At 40.7% G+C, this 18,169-nt stretch carries 12 protein-coding genes; 9 read left to right on the forward strand and 3 right to left on the reverse strand.

The annotated features are described in order from the left end of the window. The first annotated feature begins 120 nt into the window (after positions 1-120). From NH454_RS16970 to NH454_RS16995, 6 genes are all read left to right on the forward strand, one after another. Positions 121-1,599 carry a S41 family peptidase gene (locus NH454_RS16970; RefSeq protein ID WP_253039724.1) on the forward strand — a complete coding sequence of 493 codons (1,479 nt, stop codon included), beginning with the start codon at positions 121-123 and terminating at the stop codon, positions 1,597-1,599. A gap of 4 nt (positions 1,600-1,603) precedes the next feature. Beyond that, positions 1,604-2,290 carry a response regulator transcription factor gene (locus NH454_RS16975; protein WP_253039725.1) on the forward strand — a complete coding sequence of 229 codons (687 nt, stop codon included), beginning with the start codon at positions 1,604-1,606 and terminating at the stop codon, positions 2,288-2,290. 14 nt (positions 2,291-2,304) lie between these two features. Beyond that, entirely contained in the window at positions 2,305-3,603 is a 1,299-nt protein-coding gene (locus NH454_RS16980) for a histidine kinase dimerization/phospho-acceptor domain-containing protein (protein WP_253039726.1), read from the forward strand. Positions 3,604-3,681: 78 nt separating this feature from the next. Continuing rightward, the gene (locus NH454_RS16985) at positions 3,682-4,821 is read left to right on the forward strand and encodes a type 1 glutamine amidotransferase domain-containing protein (protein WP_253039728.1); all 1,140 of its coding nucleotides are present in this window, start codon (positions 3,682-3,684) and stop codon (positions 4,819-4,821) included. A 626-nt stretch (positions 4,822-5,447) separates the two neighbouring features. Next, a complete protein-coding gene (locus tag NH454_RS16990) occupies positions 5,448-7,568 on the forward strand; it encodes a methyl-accepting chemotaxis protein (RefSeq protein WP_253039729.1) in 2,121 nt (706 codons plus the stop codon). Positions 7,569-7,817: 249 nt separating this feature from the next. After that, entirely contained in the window at positions 7,818-8,339 is a 522-nt protein-coding gene (locus tag NH454_RS16995; protein ID WP_253039730.1) for a hypothetical protein, read from the forward strand. Between the two features lie 10 nt (positions 8,340-8,349). On the opposite strand, the gene NH454_RS17000 is transcribed toward NH454_RS16995, so the two are convergent. Further along, positions 8,350-9,915 carry an MASE1 domain-containing protein gene (locus NH454_RS17000; protein WP_253039731.1) on the reverse strand — a complete coding sequence of 522 codons (1,566 nt, stop codon included), beginning with the start codon at positions 9,913-9,915 and terminating at the stop codon, positions 8,350-8,352. Further along, positions 9,902-10,531: a response regulator transcription factor gene (locus NH454_RS17005; RefSeq protein WP_135923462.1), complete on the reverse strand. Its 630-nt coding sequence runs from the start codon at positions 10,529-10,531 to the stop codon at positions 9,902-9,904. The genes NH454_RS17000 and NH454_RS17005 overlap by 14 nt, the downstream gene beginning before the upstream one ends. 250 nt (positions 10,532-10,781) lie before the next feature. On the opposite strand from NH454_RS17005, the gene NH454_RS17010 reads away from it, so the two are divergent. The 3 genes from NH454_RS17010 (at position 10,782) to NH454_RS17020 (ending at position 16,271) form a co-directional block, all read left to right on the forward strand. Continuing rightward, the gene (locus tag NH454_RS17010; RefSeq protein ID WP_135923463.1) at positions 10,782-11,024 is read left to right on the forward strand and encodes a DUF465 domain-containing protein; all 243 of its coding nucleotides are present in this window, start codon (positions 10,782-10,784) and stop codon (positions 11,022-11,024) included. A 182-nt stretch (positions 11,025-11,206) separates the two neighbouring features. After that, positions 11,207-13,453: a S46 family peptidase gene (locus NH454_RS17015; protein ID WP_253039732.1), complete on the forward strand. Its 2,247-nt coding sequence runs from the start codon at positions 11,207-11,209 to the stop codon at positions 13,451-13,453. A gap of 139 nt (positions 13,454-13,592) precedes the next feature. Then, positions 13,593-16,271 carry a M14 family metallopeptidase gene (locus NH454_RS17020; protein ID WP_253039733.1) on the forward strand — a complete coding sequence of 893 codons (2,679 nt, stop codon included), beginning with the start codon at positions 13,593-13,595 and terminating at the stop codon, positions 16,269-16,271. 45 nt (positions 16,272-16,316) lie between these two features. On the opposite strand, the gene NH454_RS17025 is transcribed toward NH454_RS17020, so the two are convergent. Then, the gene (locus tag NH454_RS17025) at positions 16,317-18,143 is read right to left on the reverse strand and encodes a metallophosphoesterase (RefSeq protein ID WP_253039734.1); all 1,827 of its coding nucleotides are present in this window, start codon (positions 18,141-18,143) and stop codon (positions 16,317-16,319) included. Positions 18,144-18,169: the final 26 nt, after the last annotated feature.

Raw genomic sequence — 18,169 nt, forward strand, 5'->3', positions numbered from 1 at the left:
TGCACTTGCCAGAGTCTTCCTAAATAAAATCTTCTGCTGAACAATCCGCTTAAATACTACGACAAAGTCTTCACACTAAATTTGATAAATTCACTGTATATCTATAAAGCAGGTTATTTCATGAAGACGTTAATATTATTTATTTTGACATTAATTTTTCTTAGTGGCTGTAAACAAAGTCATTTAGATATTTTCCCTGAGCTCTCAGGTGAGCGGTTGCTGTTGCAAGAGCTTTCGGTCGCACAAATGAAGGCTGATATAGATGCTTTGTTAGAGGGGGTGATCAAGCGCCATCCTGACATAGAGGAATATGCAAACCTAGCTGTGCTAAGAGCCAAAGCTGAACAGCTTAAAGCAAGCCTAAACAAGCCACTTAATCGCGTGGAGTTTTATCGAGTGGTCGGTAGCTTAACGTCCTATTTTCAAGATGGACATTCATTTCTCATATGGCCTTATCAAGAATTAAATAAGCTGCGTGAAGCAGGGCATAATACGTTTCCACTTGCTGTAAGTGTTAATGAGAAAGGCAAGCTGCAGCTTAAACACGCGTATAGCTTAGGTGAACAGCGTATTCCTATCCTGTCAGAAATAATCTCAATTAATGGTGTAAATGCAGACCTTCTTTTATCACAGCTGGCGCTCTATGCTGGTGGCGAAACCGCTTTATTGCGTGAGCACGCTGTGGCGATGAGGTTTGGAATCGCTTTATGGGCGCGCTACGGTTGGTTAGATAACTTTGAGGTTCAAGTTTCCACCCCTGAGGGGATTAAAGCCTTTCACTTTGAATCTCAAAAAAAGTGGCCTAAAGTAGATGAAAAAGCACAAGGATTTGTTGCCAGTTACTCAGATAAAGCACATTATTACAAGCAGTTGTCTAATGATGTTGGGTTTATTTATTTAGGCCATTTCGATATCGAGCCACGTGAGTTTGAGCGCTTTATTGATCAAACATTTAGTAAGATTAAACAGCAAAACGTGAAGCAACTGATTATCGATATTCGCGATAATCCCGGGGGCAATACAGATACTGTTACTTATTTATCACGGTATTTAGCTGACAAACCTTTTAGGTTAATTTCAAAGCTTAAAGAAAAGTTAAATGAAGAGAATAGAGGCTGGTTCAACAACAAAGGAGAAGTTGGTGATATTGTGGTAACTGATTGGGATGATTGGGAATCACCAATAAATAAAGCGCAGCGCTTTGATGGCGACACCTTTTTATTAATTGGGCCTGTGACTTATTCAGCATCAATAGTGCTAGCCACCACTTTAAAAGACAATGGATTTGCAACTTTGGTAGGTGAGACAACCGGCGGGTATGCTAATCAGTCTGCTCAAGGGAATCTGTTTAACTTACCTAACTCAGAGTTACGTGCATATGTAACAACAAGAATGCTAGTTAGACCTAATGGCGAATTGGCACGTCGTGGTGTTACACCACATTACAGTTTAAGCGACTACAATTTAAATGCCTGCAAACATGTGCAAGCAGATAATGCCTATGCATTTACTAATGCTAACCAACAAGATAAAGCACTTAGATTAATCGGCTTGCTACTAAGCGGAGAGCTTCAACAATGCGAACAAGAAGTTGAGTAACACGATGACACATCGCACTAGTTCAGTATTAGTCGTAGAAGATACACATGATATCGCTATTCAGCTTTGTGACTTTTTAGAGCAAAAAGGTTTTTTGGTTGATTATGCCGCAACAGGAAAGCATGCGATTAGGCTTGCAGCAGAACATAATTATGATGTGATTGTGCTAGATTTAATGTTGCCAGATATGGATGGTATACAGGTTTGCAAAGAAATTAAGCAAACCTGCGATACTCTAGTGCCTATTTTGATGTTAACTGCTCGAGACAGTATAGAGCATAAAATTGAAGGGTTCGGGTCGGGAGCTGATGACTACTTAACAAAGCCTTATGTTCTTGAAGAGGTTTTTTTACATTGCCTCGCTCTTACCCGTCGCAATAAGCTTCATCAAACAAAAGTGATGGAAATAGGTGAGTTAAAAATAAATATTAGTACCAAAGAGGTTGAACGTCAGGGGCAGGAAATCAAACTATCAAGTAAAGACTTTGAAATATTATGTCTTATTGCTGAAGCCTATCCTAATGCGGTGAGTAAACGCCATATCGTTGAAAAAGTGTGGGGTTCAGATGCACCAGAAACGGATGCGGTTAGAAGCCATATGTATACCTTAAGAAACGCCATAGATAAGCCATTTGATACCCCGATAATAAAGACGGTCCATGGTATTGGCTTCAGACTTATCGCTAAATGACCAAAAGAAATGCAATGAAGCACAAAGCAAACACTCATATTTCTAATGCAATTACTAAACTGGTGTTTGCGATCACGCTGACATTAACACTCCTTTACAGCATCTTCGTACTAGGTTACTCCTGGGTGATTGAAGATAATATCTTCAATCGTCTTGTCGCGCAGCAGGCCAGTAGCATTAAGCACAATTATCACATGACTGGAAAAGTCGATGTATCAGATAAACAAATATATCAATTGTTTAAAGGTTGGCAGCAAGTACCCACAGAGATAAGAGAAATAGTGAAGAGTGAGCCAAATCGTGTTGAGTATCGTCTTGCTGATGGAAAAACTTACCACCTGACACGATTTTATTTAGGTGACAATGAGTATGTGCTGCTTGCTGATGTAGCAAGGTTTGAAGTAAGCCGAGATTATTTTAAAGGCATGCTTGTGTGGTTGGTTGGGTTTAGTGTTATTGCTTGTTGTTTGGTTGCCTTGTTAGGCTGGCGAATGGGACGGAAAATAGCAAAGCCGCTCGAATTGTTAGCGTACACAGTGAAAAAATTAGAAAAAGGAGGTGAAGCAGCGTTTCAGCAGTCTATTAAGCATATGCCAAATAATGAAGTTGGCCAGTTGGCTGATGCGATTGAACATAGCTTTAAGCAACTTAATGATGCACTCGCCAGAGAGCGCGACTTTACTAAAGATATAAGTCATGAAATTAGGACACCAATCAGTGTGTTGCAAAATGCCCTTAGTTTAGGCTCTGATAGTGCCACACTAGCAGAGCAGCAAAGCGATGAAATATACTTTTCTGAGCAGGCTGTAAAACAAATGCGCAGTGCAACCCAAAAGCTAACCCAAACAACAGATGTGTTGTTAGCGCTTGCACGAAATGAATCTTCTATCGCGCAATCAGTGTCACTCAACCGGCTTATCGAAGACTGTGTACTGAATCATTTTGCATTGAACCATTCGCAAAAGGGTCTATCGCTTGAGCTTGAAATTGATATGCCTAATGACGAGGTGATTATTGCCAACCGTAATTTGCTTGAAATCTTAGTGAACAATTTGCTGTCGAATGTCGTTGCTCATGCAAGTGAAAAAGATGTTCAACTGCGCATTAGCAAATCAAGTATTCGAATGACCAATTACTTTGCACACCCCTTACCGCTAAACCTTACATCAAGTGGCAGTAAAGCCGCTAATAGTACAGGTATTGGCCAAGGTTTAAGTTTGATTGAGCGTATTTGCACGGCATGCGGATGGACTATGAATGTTGAAATAGACACTGAGCAGCAACGTTTTTCGGTAGTTATCAATCTTAAATAGTAAAAATAAATCAACTTTCTTCACAAAAGCGCGACACACCAGAACGTAAAATTTATCTCATCAACTAGGAGATATATTATGAAAAACGTTCTGATAATCATAACTTGCAGCATCATCATGCTTACGAGTGTGTTGTTACCTTCTCAGTCAAAAGCAGCCACATCAGTTGAGGTGCAAAAGCCAAGTAAAAAAATAGCGATGTTAATTTCTGGCCACGGACATAGTGACCCTGCTTTATCTTACGACCTAGAGGAGTTGGTGCAAAGTTATCTTATTTTTCACCGCAATAATGTCGAAATAGACATTGTTTCACCTAAGGGCGGTGCAGTTTTGGTCAAAAATAATAAGGATAAGCTTACTCATGTTAGCGAGTTCAAAACCAAAACGTCAGGACTTGATAAGTTAGCTAATACCTTATCTGCAGAGCGTGCAAGTGACAATGACTACGATGCGCTGTTTATTGTTGGTGGGGATGGCGCTGTATTTGACTTGCCTTTCGATGTAAATACTCAACGCTGGATCACCAAGTTCGCTAAGACTAATACGCCGATTGCCGCTGTATGCCATGGTCCAGCTGCGCTCGTAAATATACAACTGGATGATGGTCGGTATTTTGTTGCTGATAAATACGTAAATAGCTTTACATATTTAGAAGATCACGCTTTTAAAAAAGAGAACATAGATAAGTACCCAATGATCGTTCAAACCGAGCTTGAAGCGCGTGGTGCTCACTTTATTGCAAATAGCCCTATGCTGCCTTTTGTATCGCGTGACGGCAATTTGATCACCGCGCAAAACCCAACCTCAGTGGCGAAAGCGGCGGAAGCGCTTTTAATTACCATCGGTATCACCCCCGTTGCTCGTGAAGCGTTTAAAGATGAAGCGACCATGGAGTTAATCGCAATGGCGCGTAGCATGGGGGTGTCGCAATTAGATATCGCGATGAGTAAAAACCCCGCTCGCTACGACACCATGTATTTAGCACTATATGGATTATATGGATATAAGTTGGCACAAACGGCTCAAGATAAAGCACTTGAACTACAGTTAATGGAAAAGATTGCCGAGTATTTTAAACATCCACAGTATGCAACTCACATGATCAGTACCTATCTAGAAATAGGGAATAAGCAGCAAGCAAAACGACACTTTAACATTGCTAAACAACAGTTTACTGACTTTGAGTTACCTGTAAGTTTAGCCGATAAGTTAGACTGATAGCACAAAGACTCAAAGTTATGAGTATAAAAATCGAGTAAATAATATAAAACTTCTCGAATGAACGAAGCCAAAATCAGTCTACGGCTAGGTTGAGTAGAGCTCTCTTAAACTTGCTTGAGTATTCAAAAGAGCGTTATTAATGTTAAGAATAGGCTTAAAGGCCTATTCTGCCTTACATACGGCTACGATAGTCGAGCTGGCAAACACAAACATACTGGCAAAAATCCTTTTGTATTCAGTATTCTTTATGAGAAATATGACTATTTAAGTAGAGCAAACTCTGATTTCTAACTCACTATTGCGTTTAAAAACAGCATAATCTATCACCCACTGAATTAAGTTAATGCTTTGTTACATATTTTCGATTTTGTACTAAGCTTAATCTCACAACTTAATTTAGTATTTTATTCTTAATATGATGGCAATTTATTAGTGGCTGCACAGTTCTTATTACTGTAGGTGCATGCTGCAACAGTGTTTAAGTCTGTAAAAAACTACCTAATGCCCACCTGTGAAGTGTTGGTTCTGTCTGAAGATTATTGACTGAGTAATATGTCGCTATTACGGCGCGAACGATAGAAATATGTATTTACCTGTAAGGTCTTAATATAGGGGTTAAGATTATGATTCAGTCCATGCTAGGAACCATAAAAGGTAGGCTAAGCGCAGGGTTATCATTGATGTGTATGCTGATCGTGTTATCAGGAATACTCTCTTTGTATTACGTTAATCAGCTTGAAAATCAGCTTAATCAACTCAGTGATGAAGTTGTGCCAGTGATGGAAACTACGGATGATTTGATTGCAAATTTGTGGGAGTCCGCAAAAGTCGCTAACGAGATCTTAGCAAGTGAAGAAATCCCCGAATTAAAAGCCCGAACCGCTGAAATTAAAGAGCTAGCAAAGCTATTTGATGACACAGAGCAAGAGCTACTCACTTTAATTAGTAAACCTGAGCAAGTAGCGTTAATAAAAAAAGCGTCTACCGAGCAAGATGAGTTTTTATCTCATGCGCTAAAAATGTCTGAACAGAAGCTAATTGAACTTGAAAAAGAAATCATCTCTGAGAAATTACTCGATGAGTTTGATAGTTCAGGTGCAAAGCTGATCAGTATGCTCGATGAATTTGCAGTTGAAAATGAAGAAGAAATGCAAAAAGCAGAAGATGAAGGCGATGCGCTTGTCGCTCGAGGCGGCTCTGCGAGTGCCGTGAATGATGTGCTTGGTTCTTTATTTGAAAGTGACTACCCAGTTGTTGAAGCCGCTTTAAAGTTACAGCGTTTGGTTATTGAAATGCAGGATACCTCGGGTGAGTATTTAGCTGAGGAAGACCCAGCTAACCTTCCTAATATTCAAAAAGAATTTGAAGCCCTAGCTAAACAAGCTGATGAATATTTTACTGTGCTTACTAATTTAGCTGAGTCAGACGAAGATAAGGAAGATGCAAAAGTACTGATCGCTTCATTTAATAATTGGGTAACTAGCGCAAATAATGAAGATGCCTTATTTGATTCTTATCGAGATCAGTTATCAGCAGAAGCGCTTGCCGATCAATTAACAGAAGAATTAGAAGTTGATGTTGATAATGCCGATGCTTATTTTGAAGAGATAGCCGAAGAGGCTGATGCTTTTTCAGACAACGCAGATGAAAAAGCGGCAGAAGTTCTTAATCAAGCTTTTTTTGGCATTCTGTCTTTAACAGCCATTGCTATTGTCATCGGTGCTCTTGTCTTGATCGTTTCTTATAAAACGGTATTAGCACCAATAGACACTTTATTAAATAGCATGGAGAGTATCGCTGAAGGGGAAGGAGATTTAACTCAGCGAGTTGACGCATCATCGCAAGATGAACTCGGGCAGTTAGCTAGAGCATTTAATCAGTTTGTTTATAAGGTGCAAGTTCTGGTACAAGAAATTTCGACTGCTACCAACGAAATTGTTGATTCAACAGATAGGCAAAGAGATATAAGTGTCCGTTCAAAAGAGGCTATATTACAACAAGGTACAGAGACTGATTCAGTTGCTACGGCAATGAATGAAATTACAGTGACTGCGCAAGAAGTTGCGCGTAGTGCAGCAAATGCGGCGCAGTCAACCGATGAAGCAAGTAATGAAACGAAAGCGGCTAAAAGTGTGGTACAGCAATCTATTTCTTCTGTTCAACAGCTAGCCAGTGAAGTAGAGAAGTCTTCTCAAGTAATTGGGGCGTTAGCCACTGATGTGGTTGAAATTAGTAAGGTACTCGATGTAATAGGCGGCATTGCGGAGCAAACAAATTTACTTGCGCTAAATGCGGCAATTGAGGCTGCTCGAGCAGGAGAGCAAGGCCGGGGATTTGCCGTTGTAGCAGATGAGGTTCGCTCGCTTGCAGCGCGAACACAGCAAAGCACAGCAGAAATAAACGCGATGATTGAGCGTTTACAAAAAGGCTCTCAAGGAGCAGTAGACGCAATGAAACAAAGCAAAGAATTTGGTAACTCCTCAGTAGCAAGTTCACAAGAAGCTGGTCAGTCGCTTGATGTTGTTTTTTCGTCAATGGATACGATTAACGATATGAATACGCAAATTGCGACAGCTGCTGAAGAGCAAACCACAACCATGGAAGATATCAATAGAAACATCAATTCTATTGTGCAAATTTCTCAGCAAACAATGGAAGCATCTGAAGAAAGTATGGAAGTGAGTCAAAGTCTCGCTCGATTAGGAGAGCAATTAAGAAGCTTGGTTAATCAATTTAAATATTAATCTTCTGCAAGCCTGTGGTAAGTGCCATAGGCTTTTGTATATGAGCGCAGGGTAAGGCTTTTTACTTTCTCAAATAAAATCCACTGTGTTCACATTAAAACTGAATCATAATTACCTGCTCTTAAGTCGTTTCTCACTCTTAGTAAACTAGGAATTTTTCTTAGCCATACTAAGAAAGTCTCTCATTACTATAACGGCTTGTTCTTTATATCCTTTGTATAAAATTTACTTATGCTTAAAGGATTGAAAATGAGTGTTATTGAGGGAAGTACTAGGGAGTTTGGCAATACGACTATACTCCTTCACAGCTTGGGCTCTTCTTGTTACAGAATTGAATGGTATAGCCGGATGACGGGTGCATCGACGAGTTTAGCAAGGCTCAAGCAAGGCAAGTACGTTGTTATTCGTAAGTGGGCGCAAGTAAAAAATATGTCTGATGTTTCGAGTGAATTTAGTAGTCGAAATAGCGCGTTGATCCATTTTTTAAATAACGTTGATATTGTTAAGTCCCATGATGAATGGATCAGTGCCGCTAAGCAGCATTGTCTAAATTTGTTTGTTGAAAATGAGGGGCTTAAACCTGTAACTAAAGCGAGCTTTCCTAAACCGAGGTTGCAAGGTGCAATTGGTAAAGAAGTTGTTGTTAAATCGAAGTTGGGTGAAAAGGAAATAGCGCATGGTTTGTTGTTACAGCTTATTGGTAATCAAGCTGAAATACAGCTTGCGAATAATAAGAAAAAGTATCTCACCAAGCAGGTTTATTTAAGGTAAGTGTAAGTATTCAAATATCAAAGTACACTTCAATTTTAAATCCATCTACTTCAGTAACAGTGTATGTGCCGCCAAGAGCGATAACTCGCTCTTCAATGAATGATAACCCGTAGCCACCAGACTCTTGCTGTGTGGTCTTGGTTTTTCCATTATCCGTAATAGTAAGGCGTATATACTGTTCGTGAGTGTTTAAGCTAAGCCTTAGTTCAGTGGCTGTGCTGTGTTTGACGCAGTTTGTAACCGCTTCTTGGCAAATTCTGTAAATAGCTGTTTGGTGTTCATCTGATATTGCTGAACTTAAGTTTATTTCAGCTACGTATTTGATCGATGCTTTACTTAGCAGAGAGTTAAAGCGTCCTTCTTTAAGAGCTTGCTCTAGCCCAAGCTCATCAAGCTCTCTAGGTCTTAAGTGATGCATAATTTGATAGACAGAGTCATACATTGCTTTTGCATTTTCTTTTAGGCCTTCTACGAGGGCATTTTCATTATTTTGTTGCGCTATCGACAGTACCGTCAGGTCAGTTTTAAGTGCTGTTAGATTTTGGCCTAATTCGTCATGAAGTTCTTGAGACAAGTACTTTCGCTCATTTTCTTGCACAGTCACCATACGTTTAGCAAGTTGTTTATTTTTCTCAAGAAGCGCAGTGAGTTTTTCGTTGCTGGCTTGTAGCTGATTATTTTTGATCTTTAATTCGTTAGTGGCGGTTCCTATTAGTAAGCCAGTTACTGAGTTAGCGAGGATAAATAATTGGCTAATGTAAGTATTGGTCGCATCTTGGGTGATGCCAGCTTGTGCAGCGATCAGAGCATTACTTACCACAGCACTTGCTATCGCTCCTTTAATACCAAATTTATAAGAGAACCAGATTACAGGTAGAAGTGAACAAAGGCGTAGTAAGGGGTAAAGATCCGAGTGGTTTAGGTAACTTACTATATAAAGAAATGCTAGTGCTAATAAGCTTAATAAAATAACCGCATGATGACGAGAAAGCATTCGGCTATAACTTTGGCTTAGTAACAATAATGCCGGAGTGACTAATAATGTCCCCGTCAAGTCACCTAAAGTCATATTGAGTTGATATTGTAATACTTGCTTACCTTCTAACCAGGTTGTGAATTCAAAGGCGCTCGAAAATAAAAACCATTTTAAAGAAGCTGAAATAACAGCAAGTAGAATTAGCGACAAAGAACCTGAATTAGAGGTAACTTTTGGCGGCCAGCGGCTTTTCTTAAAGCTGTAGACAATAGCCATATAAGTTAACTCTTGGAAGAAACCGTGAAATAAATCAAAGCTCCATTCGCCATTGTAATAGACACTTAAATACGACGCATAAACTCGAAAAGCAATCCAAAGCATTGGCCAAAAGCGCACAGGCAAAATAACAAAAAATGCAAGCTTCACTCCTGCAGGAAGGTAAATGGCGCTACTTTGGGCAACGGTTTCTAAATGATTGCTCACCCAAGAGGATAAATATAAGGCTAAAAAGTAAAGCGCAAACACCAATAACTGGTTAAATACTTCAGTTATAAAGCTATGTGAAGAATACTTTGTTGAAACGAGCTTATGCCAGTTCATCAAGTGTGATCATCCCGGACTCTATAGCAATTTTTAATAATTCAAATGAATTAGTGACTTCAAGTTTGTTGTATATATTCGTTTTATGTACGTGGGCTGTTTTGGGCATCATATCGAGTTGTTGCGCTACTTGTTTAGCATTTAGCCCTTTGGCAAATAAGGGAAGTGCCTCTTTCTCTCTTGGCGTTAAAAAAGAAAGTTTGCTTGCAGGGGAAGTGGTATTAAACTTCACATCTTCACTGATATAGCGCCCTCCTTTAATAACTGAATTGACCGCATCAATTAAAGCTTCAGATGCTGAGCGTTTAGAAACATAACCTTGAGCGCCGAGCTTTAAGGCGTTGCTAACGTAAGGCTCGTAGTCATACATAGAAGCAACAATGGTTTTTATGTCGGGAAAGTGAGTGTTTAAATAAGCTAGAAATGCGAGCCCGTTTTCACTGTCATGCATTGAAATATCTACAATAAATACATTCGGTTGCTCTAAGTTAACAGCAAGTTTTGCCTCAGTGACTGAGCAGGCTTCTATGATAACTTGCCACCCGCTTTGTAGCTCTAATAGTTTTTTAAAGCTATCTCTAACCAGTTGATGATCTTCAATGATTCCAATTCGCATAACCCCTCCATAGATTTTTATTATATCCTCAATTCAATGAGTTATGTCTAGGAATTATTCTTATATAAATTAAATACGCGTTGATATGCCGTGATTTTAACAGCACTAAGCTTTAGGAAAGTTTCTAGTTTAAACGCTATATTTTCTGAATCGTGGTAATTATTGATCTCGGACAAGGTTGCTGCGTTGACTCTGTTTGTTGCAGTGATAAAGTGAAGTTGAACCTTATTTTTAGTCAAAGGAGTTGCCCATGCTAGGTGAAAAACACTCGTTGTTAAATGAGTTTCCAGAGTTTAATGAATTAATCCACAGTCTTGTGAAAACTGACGCTCATTTTAAAAAAACGATGCAGCGTTACGATGATATGGATAAAGAAATCCGTGAGCTTGAATTGCAAAACTCACCCATTGAAGATGCTGACATGCATGAAAAGAAGCATCAACGTGCCGTGCTAAAAGATGAGCTTTATGACTTTTTAAAAGCAAATGCTTAATAAATCATATTAATAATGATACCCCTTGCACTCAGACTCTCAGCAAGGGGTATTTCTTTTTTACTTTCACTCCCTAATCGTTGTTAATCGCAATATCCCTTTACTCAATCAAGGTTATGGTAGTCTTAGCGCGATTTTTTCAGGTAACAATGGAATAGTGCTTTGCACTGACTAGGATTAACATGATTAAAAAAAATATGATTACAACTTCATTAGCACTAATGGGTGTTGTCGCTGTAGGTAGCGCGCACGCTGATGAAGGGCAGTGGCAACCGCATCAATTAAAACAATTACAAAGCGAGTTTGACCGCGTTGGTATCGAATTACCGGCTTCACAAGTGGCAGATCTTAACCAGTATCCACTCAATGCAGTGGTTGGTTTAGGCTATTGCTCTGCATCATTTGTGTCACCAAAAGGCTTGGCGGTAACTAATCATCACTGTGCTTATGGCGCGATTCAAAATAACAGCACACCAGAAAATAACTTAATTGACAAAGGCTTTTTAGCAGCTGACTTATCAAAAGAGCTACCTGCAGGCCCACAAGAGCGTTTGTATGTCACTGAACAAGTGGATGATGTCACTGAGCGCGTACTGGGTAACTTACCCGCAGATCTACACGGCAAAGCGCGTTATGAAGCGATTCAAGCAAATCGCAAAGCCTTGATCAGCGAGTGTGAGTCAGATCCTAACTATCGTTGTACGGTACGTGATTTCCACCATGGCTTAGAGTACTTCATGATCAAGCAACTCATGATCAAAGATGTGCGCTTAGTGTATGCCCCGGCAGAAGCGCTGGGTAACTTTGGTGGTGACATCGATAACTTTGAATACCCACGTCATACGGCCGATTTTACCTTTGTACGTGGTTATGTTGGTAAAGATGGAAAACCTGCTGATTACAGCGAAGATAACGTACCTTATGAGCCAAAATCTTTCTTAAAAGTGAATACCAGCGGCGTAAGCTTAGGTGATGGCGTGCTGGTGGCAGGTTATCCGGGGCGTACTAGCCGCTATAAGCTTGCAGACGAAGTAAACTATTCAGCGAGTTGGTATTACCCAACATTGCTTAATACTTACAACATGACCCTTGATGTGATTGCCAAGCAAAGCAAAGGCGATGAGCAAGCACAAGTAAAATACGCCTCTCGTGTAAAAAGCACTAACAACCGTTTAAAGAAACTGGAAGGCTTACAAGATGGCTTTAAAGTAACGGATATTCCGGGTATTAAAGCCGCACAAGAGCAAGAGTACCTAGCTTGGTTTGCACAAAGTGATGAACGTAAAGCTTACGCAGATTCATATCATGCATTGAAAGCATTGTTAGTTGAAGCACATGCTCAGCAACAAAGTCACTTTTACTTTGATTATGCAAAACGCGCAGACTTACTAAGCACGGCGATTCGTTTATACCGCTTAGCAAAAGAGAGCGAAAAGCCTAATGCAGAGCGCGAAATGGGTTACCAAGAGCGCGACCTTCCTATGCTTAAAGCCCGTTTAGAGCGCTTGCAAAAGCAATTTACGCCTGAGGTCGATAAAGCCTTATGGTTAAGCTACTTAGGTAACTATTTAGCGCAAGATAAAGCAGCCCAAGTTGCGGCATTAAACGACGGCTTAGGCATCACAGATACCACTACCCAAGCCGAGCTTGAAGCGATTATTGCGTCTTTCTATGCTAAAACTGAGCTTACAGATGTAGCAGCACGCGTTAACTGGATTGGTAAATCTGTCGCAGAGTTTGAAGCATCAAACGACCCATTCATAAAGCTTGCTGTTGCCCTATACGATACCAACATGGCACAAGAAGCTGATGAAAAAGAAATGGCCGGTCGTTTAGCTGAAATTCGTCCGCAATATATGCAAGCAGTGATCGCTTTCAACAACGCTAAAGGTAAGCCAGTTTACCCAGATGCAAATGGCACTTTACGCGTAAGCTATGCACAAGTTGATGGTTACCCAGCAGCAGATGCTGTGTATAAAACACCTTTTACATCACTACGTGGTTTAGTAGCTAAACACACAGGTGAAAAACCATTTGTTGTTACAGATAAAGTACTTAAAGCATATAAAAAGCAAGCGTTTGGTGCGTACTACCGCGGTGACTTAGGTTTACCAGGTGTCAGCTGTAGTTTATTCAGCTTTGGTTGTGAGCCACAAGCGGCGAAACCACTTGAAGTAAACTCAGTACCTGTAAACTTTTTAAGTAGCGCTGATACCACTGGGGGTAACTCAGGTTCGCCAGTAATGAATGGTAAAGGTGAATTAGTAGGCCTTAATTTTGACTCGACTTATGAATCAATCACCAAAGATTGGTACTTTAACGCCAAGATCACCCGTGCAATTCACGTTGATATTCGATACATGCTTTGGTTAATGGAAGAAGTTGATAACGCAGGTTACCTACTAGATGAAATGACCTTAGTTAAATAACTAAGCTATGTGAATAATAACCGCAGCAATCGCTGCGGTTTTTTTATGTCTCTATTTTATGCCAGTCTAACGTTTTTAATTTGTTTATTTTCAATACTTTTGTAATGTACAAAGCAGATACTTTTACTTGGGAAAAATAATGAGCGCCAAACAAATAATAAACGCCATTTCAGTCAGTGTTGTGGCAATAACGGCAAGCTTTAATGCCAGTGCAACGAATACCGAAGCAATGTGGCCGGGCACCGCTTACAATCAGCAAATTCCAACATTTAAACAAGTGCTTGGGTACGATGTAGGTGAGCGCATTACCAATTACAGCGATATGCGTCGTTATTTAAGCGCCCTTGAACAAGCTGCGCCTGATCGTATTAAAGTGTTTAAGTACGCAAACAGCTGGGAAGGTCGTGAACTGGTTTATGCAGTGGTTGGCACTGCGGATCATATTCGCTCATTAGAAACCCTCGCCAATAACACCCAAGCCTTGGCTGATCCGCGTATTACCTCTGAAAAAGAAGCTAAGTCGCTAATTAAAAATTTACCGACGTCTGTGTGGCTTCAGTATGCCGTGCACGGTAATGAAATTAGCTCAACCGATGCTGCATTATTTACTGCATATCACTTACTCGCAGCCCCGAATGATGCTGTTAACAGCAAAATTTTAGATAACACAGTGGTGTTTATCGACCCATTACAAAACCCTGATGGCCGTGAGCGCTTTGTTACTCGTTATTATGCAACTGTCGGTCTTGAGCACAGCGCAGACAGGTTAAGTGCAGAGCATAATGAGCCATGGCCAAGAGGCCGAACAAACCATTATTTGTTTGATATGAACCGTGATTGGTTAGCGCTTACTCAGCCTGAAAGTAAAGGTAGGGTGGCTGCAATCAATAAGTATAAACCGCAAGTGGTGGTTGATATTCATGAAATGGGCGGCGACCAATCTTACTACTTTGCACCGGCTGCTCAGCCATTTAATCCGCATATGACGAAAACTCAAATCGCTAACATGGATGCGATTGGGCAAAATCACGCGAAGTATTTTGATGAGTTTGGCTTTGATTATTTTACCCGTGAAATCTTTGATGCCTTTTATCCAGGTTACGGTGATAGCTGGCCAGTATTTTATGGTGCATCAGCATCAACTTACGAAGTAGGCTCAGCTCGTGGTCATGTATTTGAGAAAAATACCGGCGAGCTACTCACTTATTTTAATACTGTAAAACGTCAGTTTGTGGCCTCAATTTCAACTGCCGAAGGGGCTGCCAATCAGCGTGAAAAATTATTGGGTGATTTTTACCAATATCAAGTCGATGCGATTGATTCGGGTAAAGATAGCAAAGAGCGTGTGTATATCTTACCTAAGCAAAGTAACCGTGAAGGCGCTCATAGACTAGCAACCTTAATGGCTGAGCATGGTGTTGAAGTTAAGCAAGCAACCGAAGACTTCAAAGCCTGTGGCGTTAAGTATAAAGCGGGTAGCTATTTTATTGATACCGCGCAGCCGCGTGGGGTATTTGTGCGTACCACCTTTACCGACCAAGTAGATATGGCAGAGGCATTTGTAAAAGAGCAAGAAAGACGCCGAGCTCGTAATCTGGATGATGAAATTTACGATGTAACAGGTTGGTCACTGCCAATGATGTTTAATGTTGATAGCGATAGCTGTGGTCGTGCTGTAAGCGCAGACAGTAAAGCGGTTAAGGCCGACGACACATTGCTTGGCAAAGTGAATAACCCTGAAGCCTCAGTGGCTTATATTGTTGCTTGGGGTGATACGGCTGCAGCACGCTTTTTAACCTCAGCACTGCAAGCTGGCATTAAACTGAAAAGTGCTGACCAAGCATTTGTATTAGGTGATAAAACTAACTACCCCGCGGGTAGCTTAGTAATCGAAAAGCGCCTAAACGATAAAGACCTACTCAGCAAAATTAGCCAAATTGCTGAGCAAACAGGTGCAATAGTAAATGGTGTTGACTCAAGCTGGGTGATTGAAGGCCCAAGCTTTGGTAGTAACAAAACAGTGCCAATGGTCGCACCAAAAGTGGCGATTGCATGGGATGCACCGATCAGTGAGCTAAGCGCCGGTAACACCCGTTTTGTTATTGAAAGACAGCTTGGTTACCCCGTCACAGCGATTCGTACGCCAATGCTTGCATGGGCTGATTTAAGTGATTACCAAGTGCTTATTTTACCAGAAGGTAATTACGAGCAAGCACTCGGTAAATCGGGCGCGGCTAATTTAAAAAGCTGGGTTGATGCCGGCGGCGTGTTGATTGCCCTCGGTAATGCTAACCGCTTTACCACAAATGCTGATTACGGTTTATTGGATGTTAAGCGCGAGAAAGCTTACCGAGAAGATAAAGCCGACAGCAGCGATGATAAAAGCAGCAAAGTGGCAGGGCAGTTATTCACTTCTCGCGATGATTTAAAAGCAGCGAGCATTGAGCCACATACATCGCCAGACTATGTAGCTGGTGTACTTGCGAATGTTGAAGTAGACCAAGAGCATTGGTTAACCGCTGGAGTTGATAAAAGCTTAGTTGCAGTGGCTTACGGTAATGATATTTACACGCCAATAAAACTTAACTCAGGTAAAAACTTAGCATGGTTCACAGCTAAAGACGATGTGCTGGCAAGTGGTTATCTGTGGCAGCAAAATAAAGCACAGCTTGCGTATAAGCCATTGCTTGTTCACCAACCGCAAGGCAAAGGCATGGTGATTGGTTTTACACAATCACCAACTTATCGTGCTTACCTTGAAGGTATGAATGTAATGTTAGCTAACACGATTTTCCGTGCTGCAGCACATGCTCAGTAATTACTAAGCACAATAAAAATGGCACCTACTTAGGTGCCGTCTTTGTTAAGGGCGACATGCTTTTGCTGGTTTGTTTGCATTTAAGTTTAGATCAATCATCAAGCAGCGATCGTTTTCACCATCTGCTAGCTTTTCAAAAATCATAAGCGCTTTGCTAAGACCTACCTGTAGCGTACAAACATCAACGGTTTGTGCTATTTTCCCCACATCTTTGGGTATACATTGCCCCATTGTATTTAATTGCTGGGCCATGACTTTGTATGCTTTTAGGTGTGTTGTAGGAATGTCTTCAAATGCCAAAGTCCCTGCATTTCTGAGTAAATAAAAATCGCGTATAAAATCAAATAGAGTGACTCCTTTTAGTACGCGCTCAGAGTGTTGTGTTAAAGGCTTATTTATTGGACTTTCGTATAATCCTAATAGCTCGTGGAAACTGAATGAGAGTAACACGCTTCTAAAACTTTCCGGCCATTCCCTTGGTATAAAACGCCAACGCGTAAGGCCAGCGAGATGCCGCAAAGTAAACTGGTGATAGTCTTCACTATCTAGGATATCCGCAAGCCATTTCTCATCTGGATTATGCTCTGCTAAGTAACTGTATTCTTTTTCATAGGCAGGAAATAGTGTGTCAAAGCCAGCAATAGAATCAAGAAGTACGGTATCAACTTTGGCTTCACTGCCTATGATGCTGACCAATTTGTACGCCGGACGGTATGCACTTATTGAAGGAGCTTGAATGTTATAAAGGGTATTTTTTGCAGTTTTGATCAAGCTGGTGTCATTCATATGCATATGGCCGCCTATATGCAAACGTAGTCCAGTTTCCGCTAAGGTCGCTTGTGTATTGTTAGTTGGCTCTCTAGTGAGCTGAAAAGCATCGCTGCCATACAGCTCTTTAATCGATGCACTTTGTTGATCGTAAAACTCACCCATCGGAAAATGGCTAAATGCAATAAGCGTTTTATTTTGCTTTTTTGCTGCACTGACAATTTGCTTTATCCAAGTTATTAAATATGGTTTTTCAGTAAGTACTTTATTGTATCCAGCATTTCCAGAGCCTTTGAATGTTAGTTGATTGTTTTTAAACTCAGGTAAATACACATTGGCATCTATGGCTAAAAGCCATAATCCAGCAACGGGTTCCACTAGATAACTGGTGTCGGGGAGCATTGCACAGTGTTTTTTATCCTCGCTACACTGTTGATATTGGCGTTCTGACAAGGCTGCATGATCACTTGCAAAAGGTGTTTGCCAAAGCAAATCTTGGCTACTAGGCATTAAACCAAAATCAGCCATAGCAGAGACTATCTCTTGATAGCCACCATGAGCAATGCCATCATCGCAAAACAAAGTGTCGGTCTGTGACGCTTTACAGTTTTTATGATCTCGGCTAAAAATAGCAACTTCGCGTCCTTCATCGTTCAAAAAGTCAGACTTACCTGCTGCGGTTTTTATAGGTTTAACAGGATCATGGTTTCCTGGAATAGCAAAAAAACGCATGTCGTAGCGTTTTGTGTAATCATTTAATAATGCTTTTAGCCCCTTTAGGTGAGCAGGCTGTCCATCGTCAGTAAAATCTCCGGGCAAAGCGACTAATTTCACACCGCGTTCGGCAATATCATTTAAAGCCGCTATCAGAGCAAAGTAGTTTTCATTAAAAAGTCGCGTTGAGTGAAGCTGTGCTTTCATGCTGCGAATTGCAACGGGTTTGGTTTGGCTATCTAGTTTTACCCCTTTAAAGCCGCTTTGGCTAAAGTCAGCATAGATATCGTGAAAATGAACATCGGGAATAAATGCAATTTGTGTGTTTAGCTCTTTGCCATAGGTTTGAAGCGCCACAAAAAGCAGTGAAAATAGCGTTAATAATCGCATTTAAGTTACCTTGCTGAAAAAAATTG

The sequence above is a fragment of the Pseudoalteromonas sp. Ps84H-4 genome, from assembly GCF_024124645.1.
Classification (GTDB): Bacteria; Pseudomonadota; Gammaproteobacteria; order Enterobacterales; family Alteromonadaceae; genus Pseudoalteromonas; species Pseudoalteromonas lipolytica_C.

Coding starts and splice junctions, on each gene's coding strand:
- NH454_RS16985 (WP_253039728.1), top strand. CDS start 3,682: ATGAAAAACGTTCTGATAATCATAACTTGCAGCATCATCATGCTTACG.
- NH454_RS17015 (WP_253039732.1), top strand. CDS start 11,207: ATGATTAAAAAAAATATGATTACAACTTCATTAGCACTAATGGGTGTT.
- NH454_RS17010 (WP_135923463.1), top strand. CDS start 10,782: ATGCTAGGTGAAAAACACTCGTTGTTAAATGAGTTTCCAGAGTTTAAT.
- NH454_RS16990 (WP_253039729.1), top strand. CDS start 5,448: ATGATTCAGTCCATGCTAGGAACCATAAAAGGTAGGCTAAGCGCAGGG.
- NH454_RS16975 (WP_253039725.1), top strand. CDS start 1,604: ATGACACATCGCACTAGTTCAGTATTAGTCGTAGAAGATACACATGAT.
- NH454_RS16980 (WP_253039726.1), top strand. CDS start 2,305: ATGAAGCACAAAGCAAACACTCATATTTCTAATGCAATTACTAAACTG.
- NH454_RS16970 (WP_253039724.1), top strand. CDS start 121: ATGAAGACGTTAATATTATTTATTTTGACATTAATTTTTCTTAGTGGC.
- NH454_RS17000 (WP_253039731.1), bottom strand. CDS start 9,915: ATGAACTGGCATAAGCTCGTTTCAACAAAGTATTCTTCACATAGCTTT.
- NH454_RS16995 (WP_253039730.1), top strand. CDS start 7,818: ATGAGTGTTATTGAGGGAAGTACTAGGGAGTTTGGCAATACGACTATA.
- NH454_RS17005 (WP_135923462.1), bottom strand. CDS start 10,531: ATGCGAATTGGAATCATTGAAGATCATCAACTGGTTAGAGATAGCTTT.
- NH454_RS17020 (WP_253039733.1), top strand. CDS start 13,593: ATGAGCGCCAAACAAATAATAAACGCCATTTCAGTCAGTGTTGTGGCA.
- NH454_RS17025 (WP_253039734.1), bottom strand. CDS start 18,143: ATGCGATTATTAACGCTATTTTCACTGCTTTTTGTGGCGCTTCAAACC.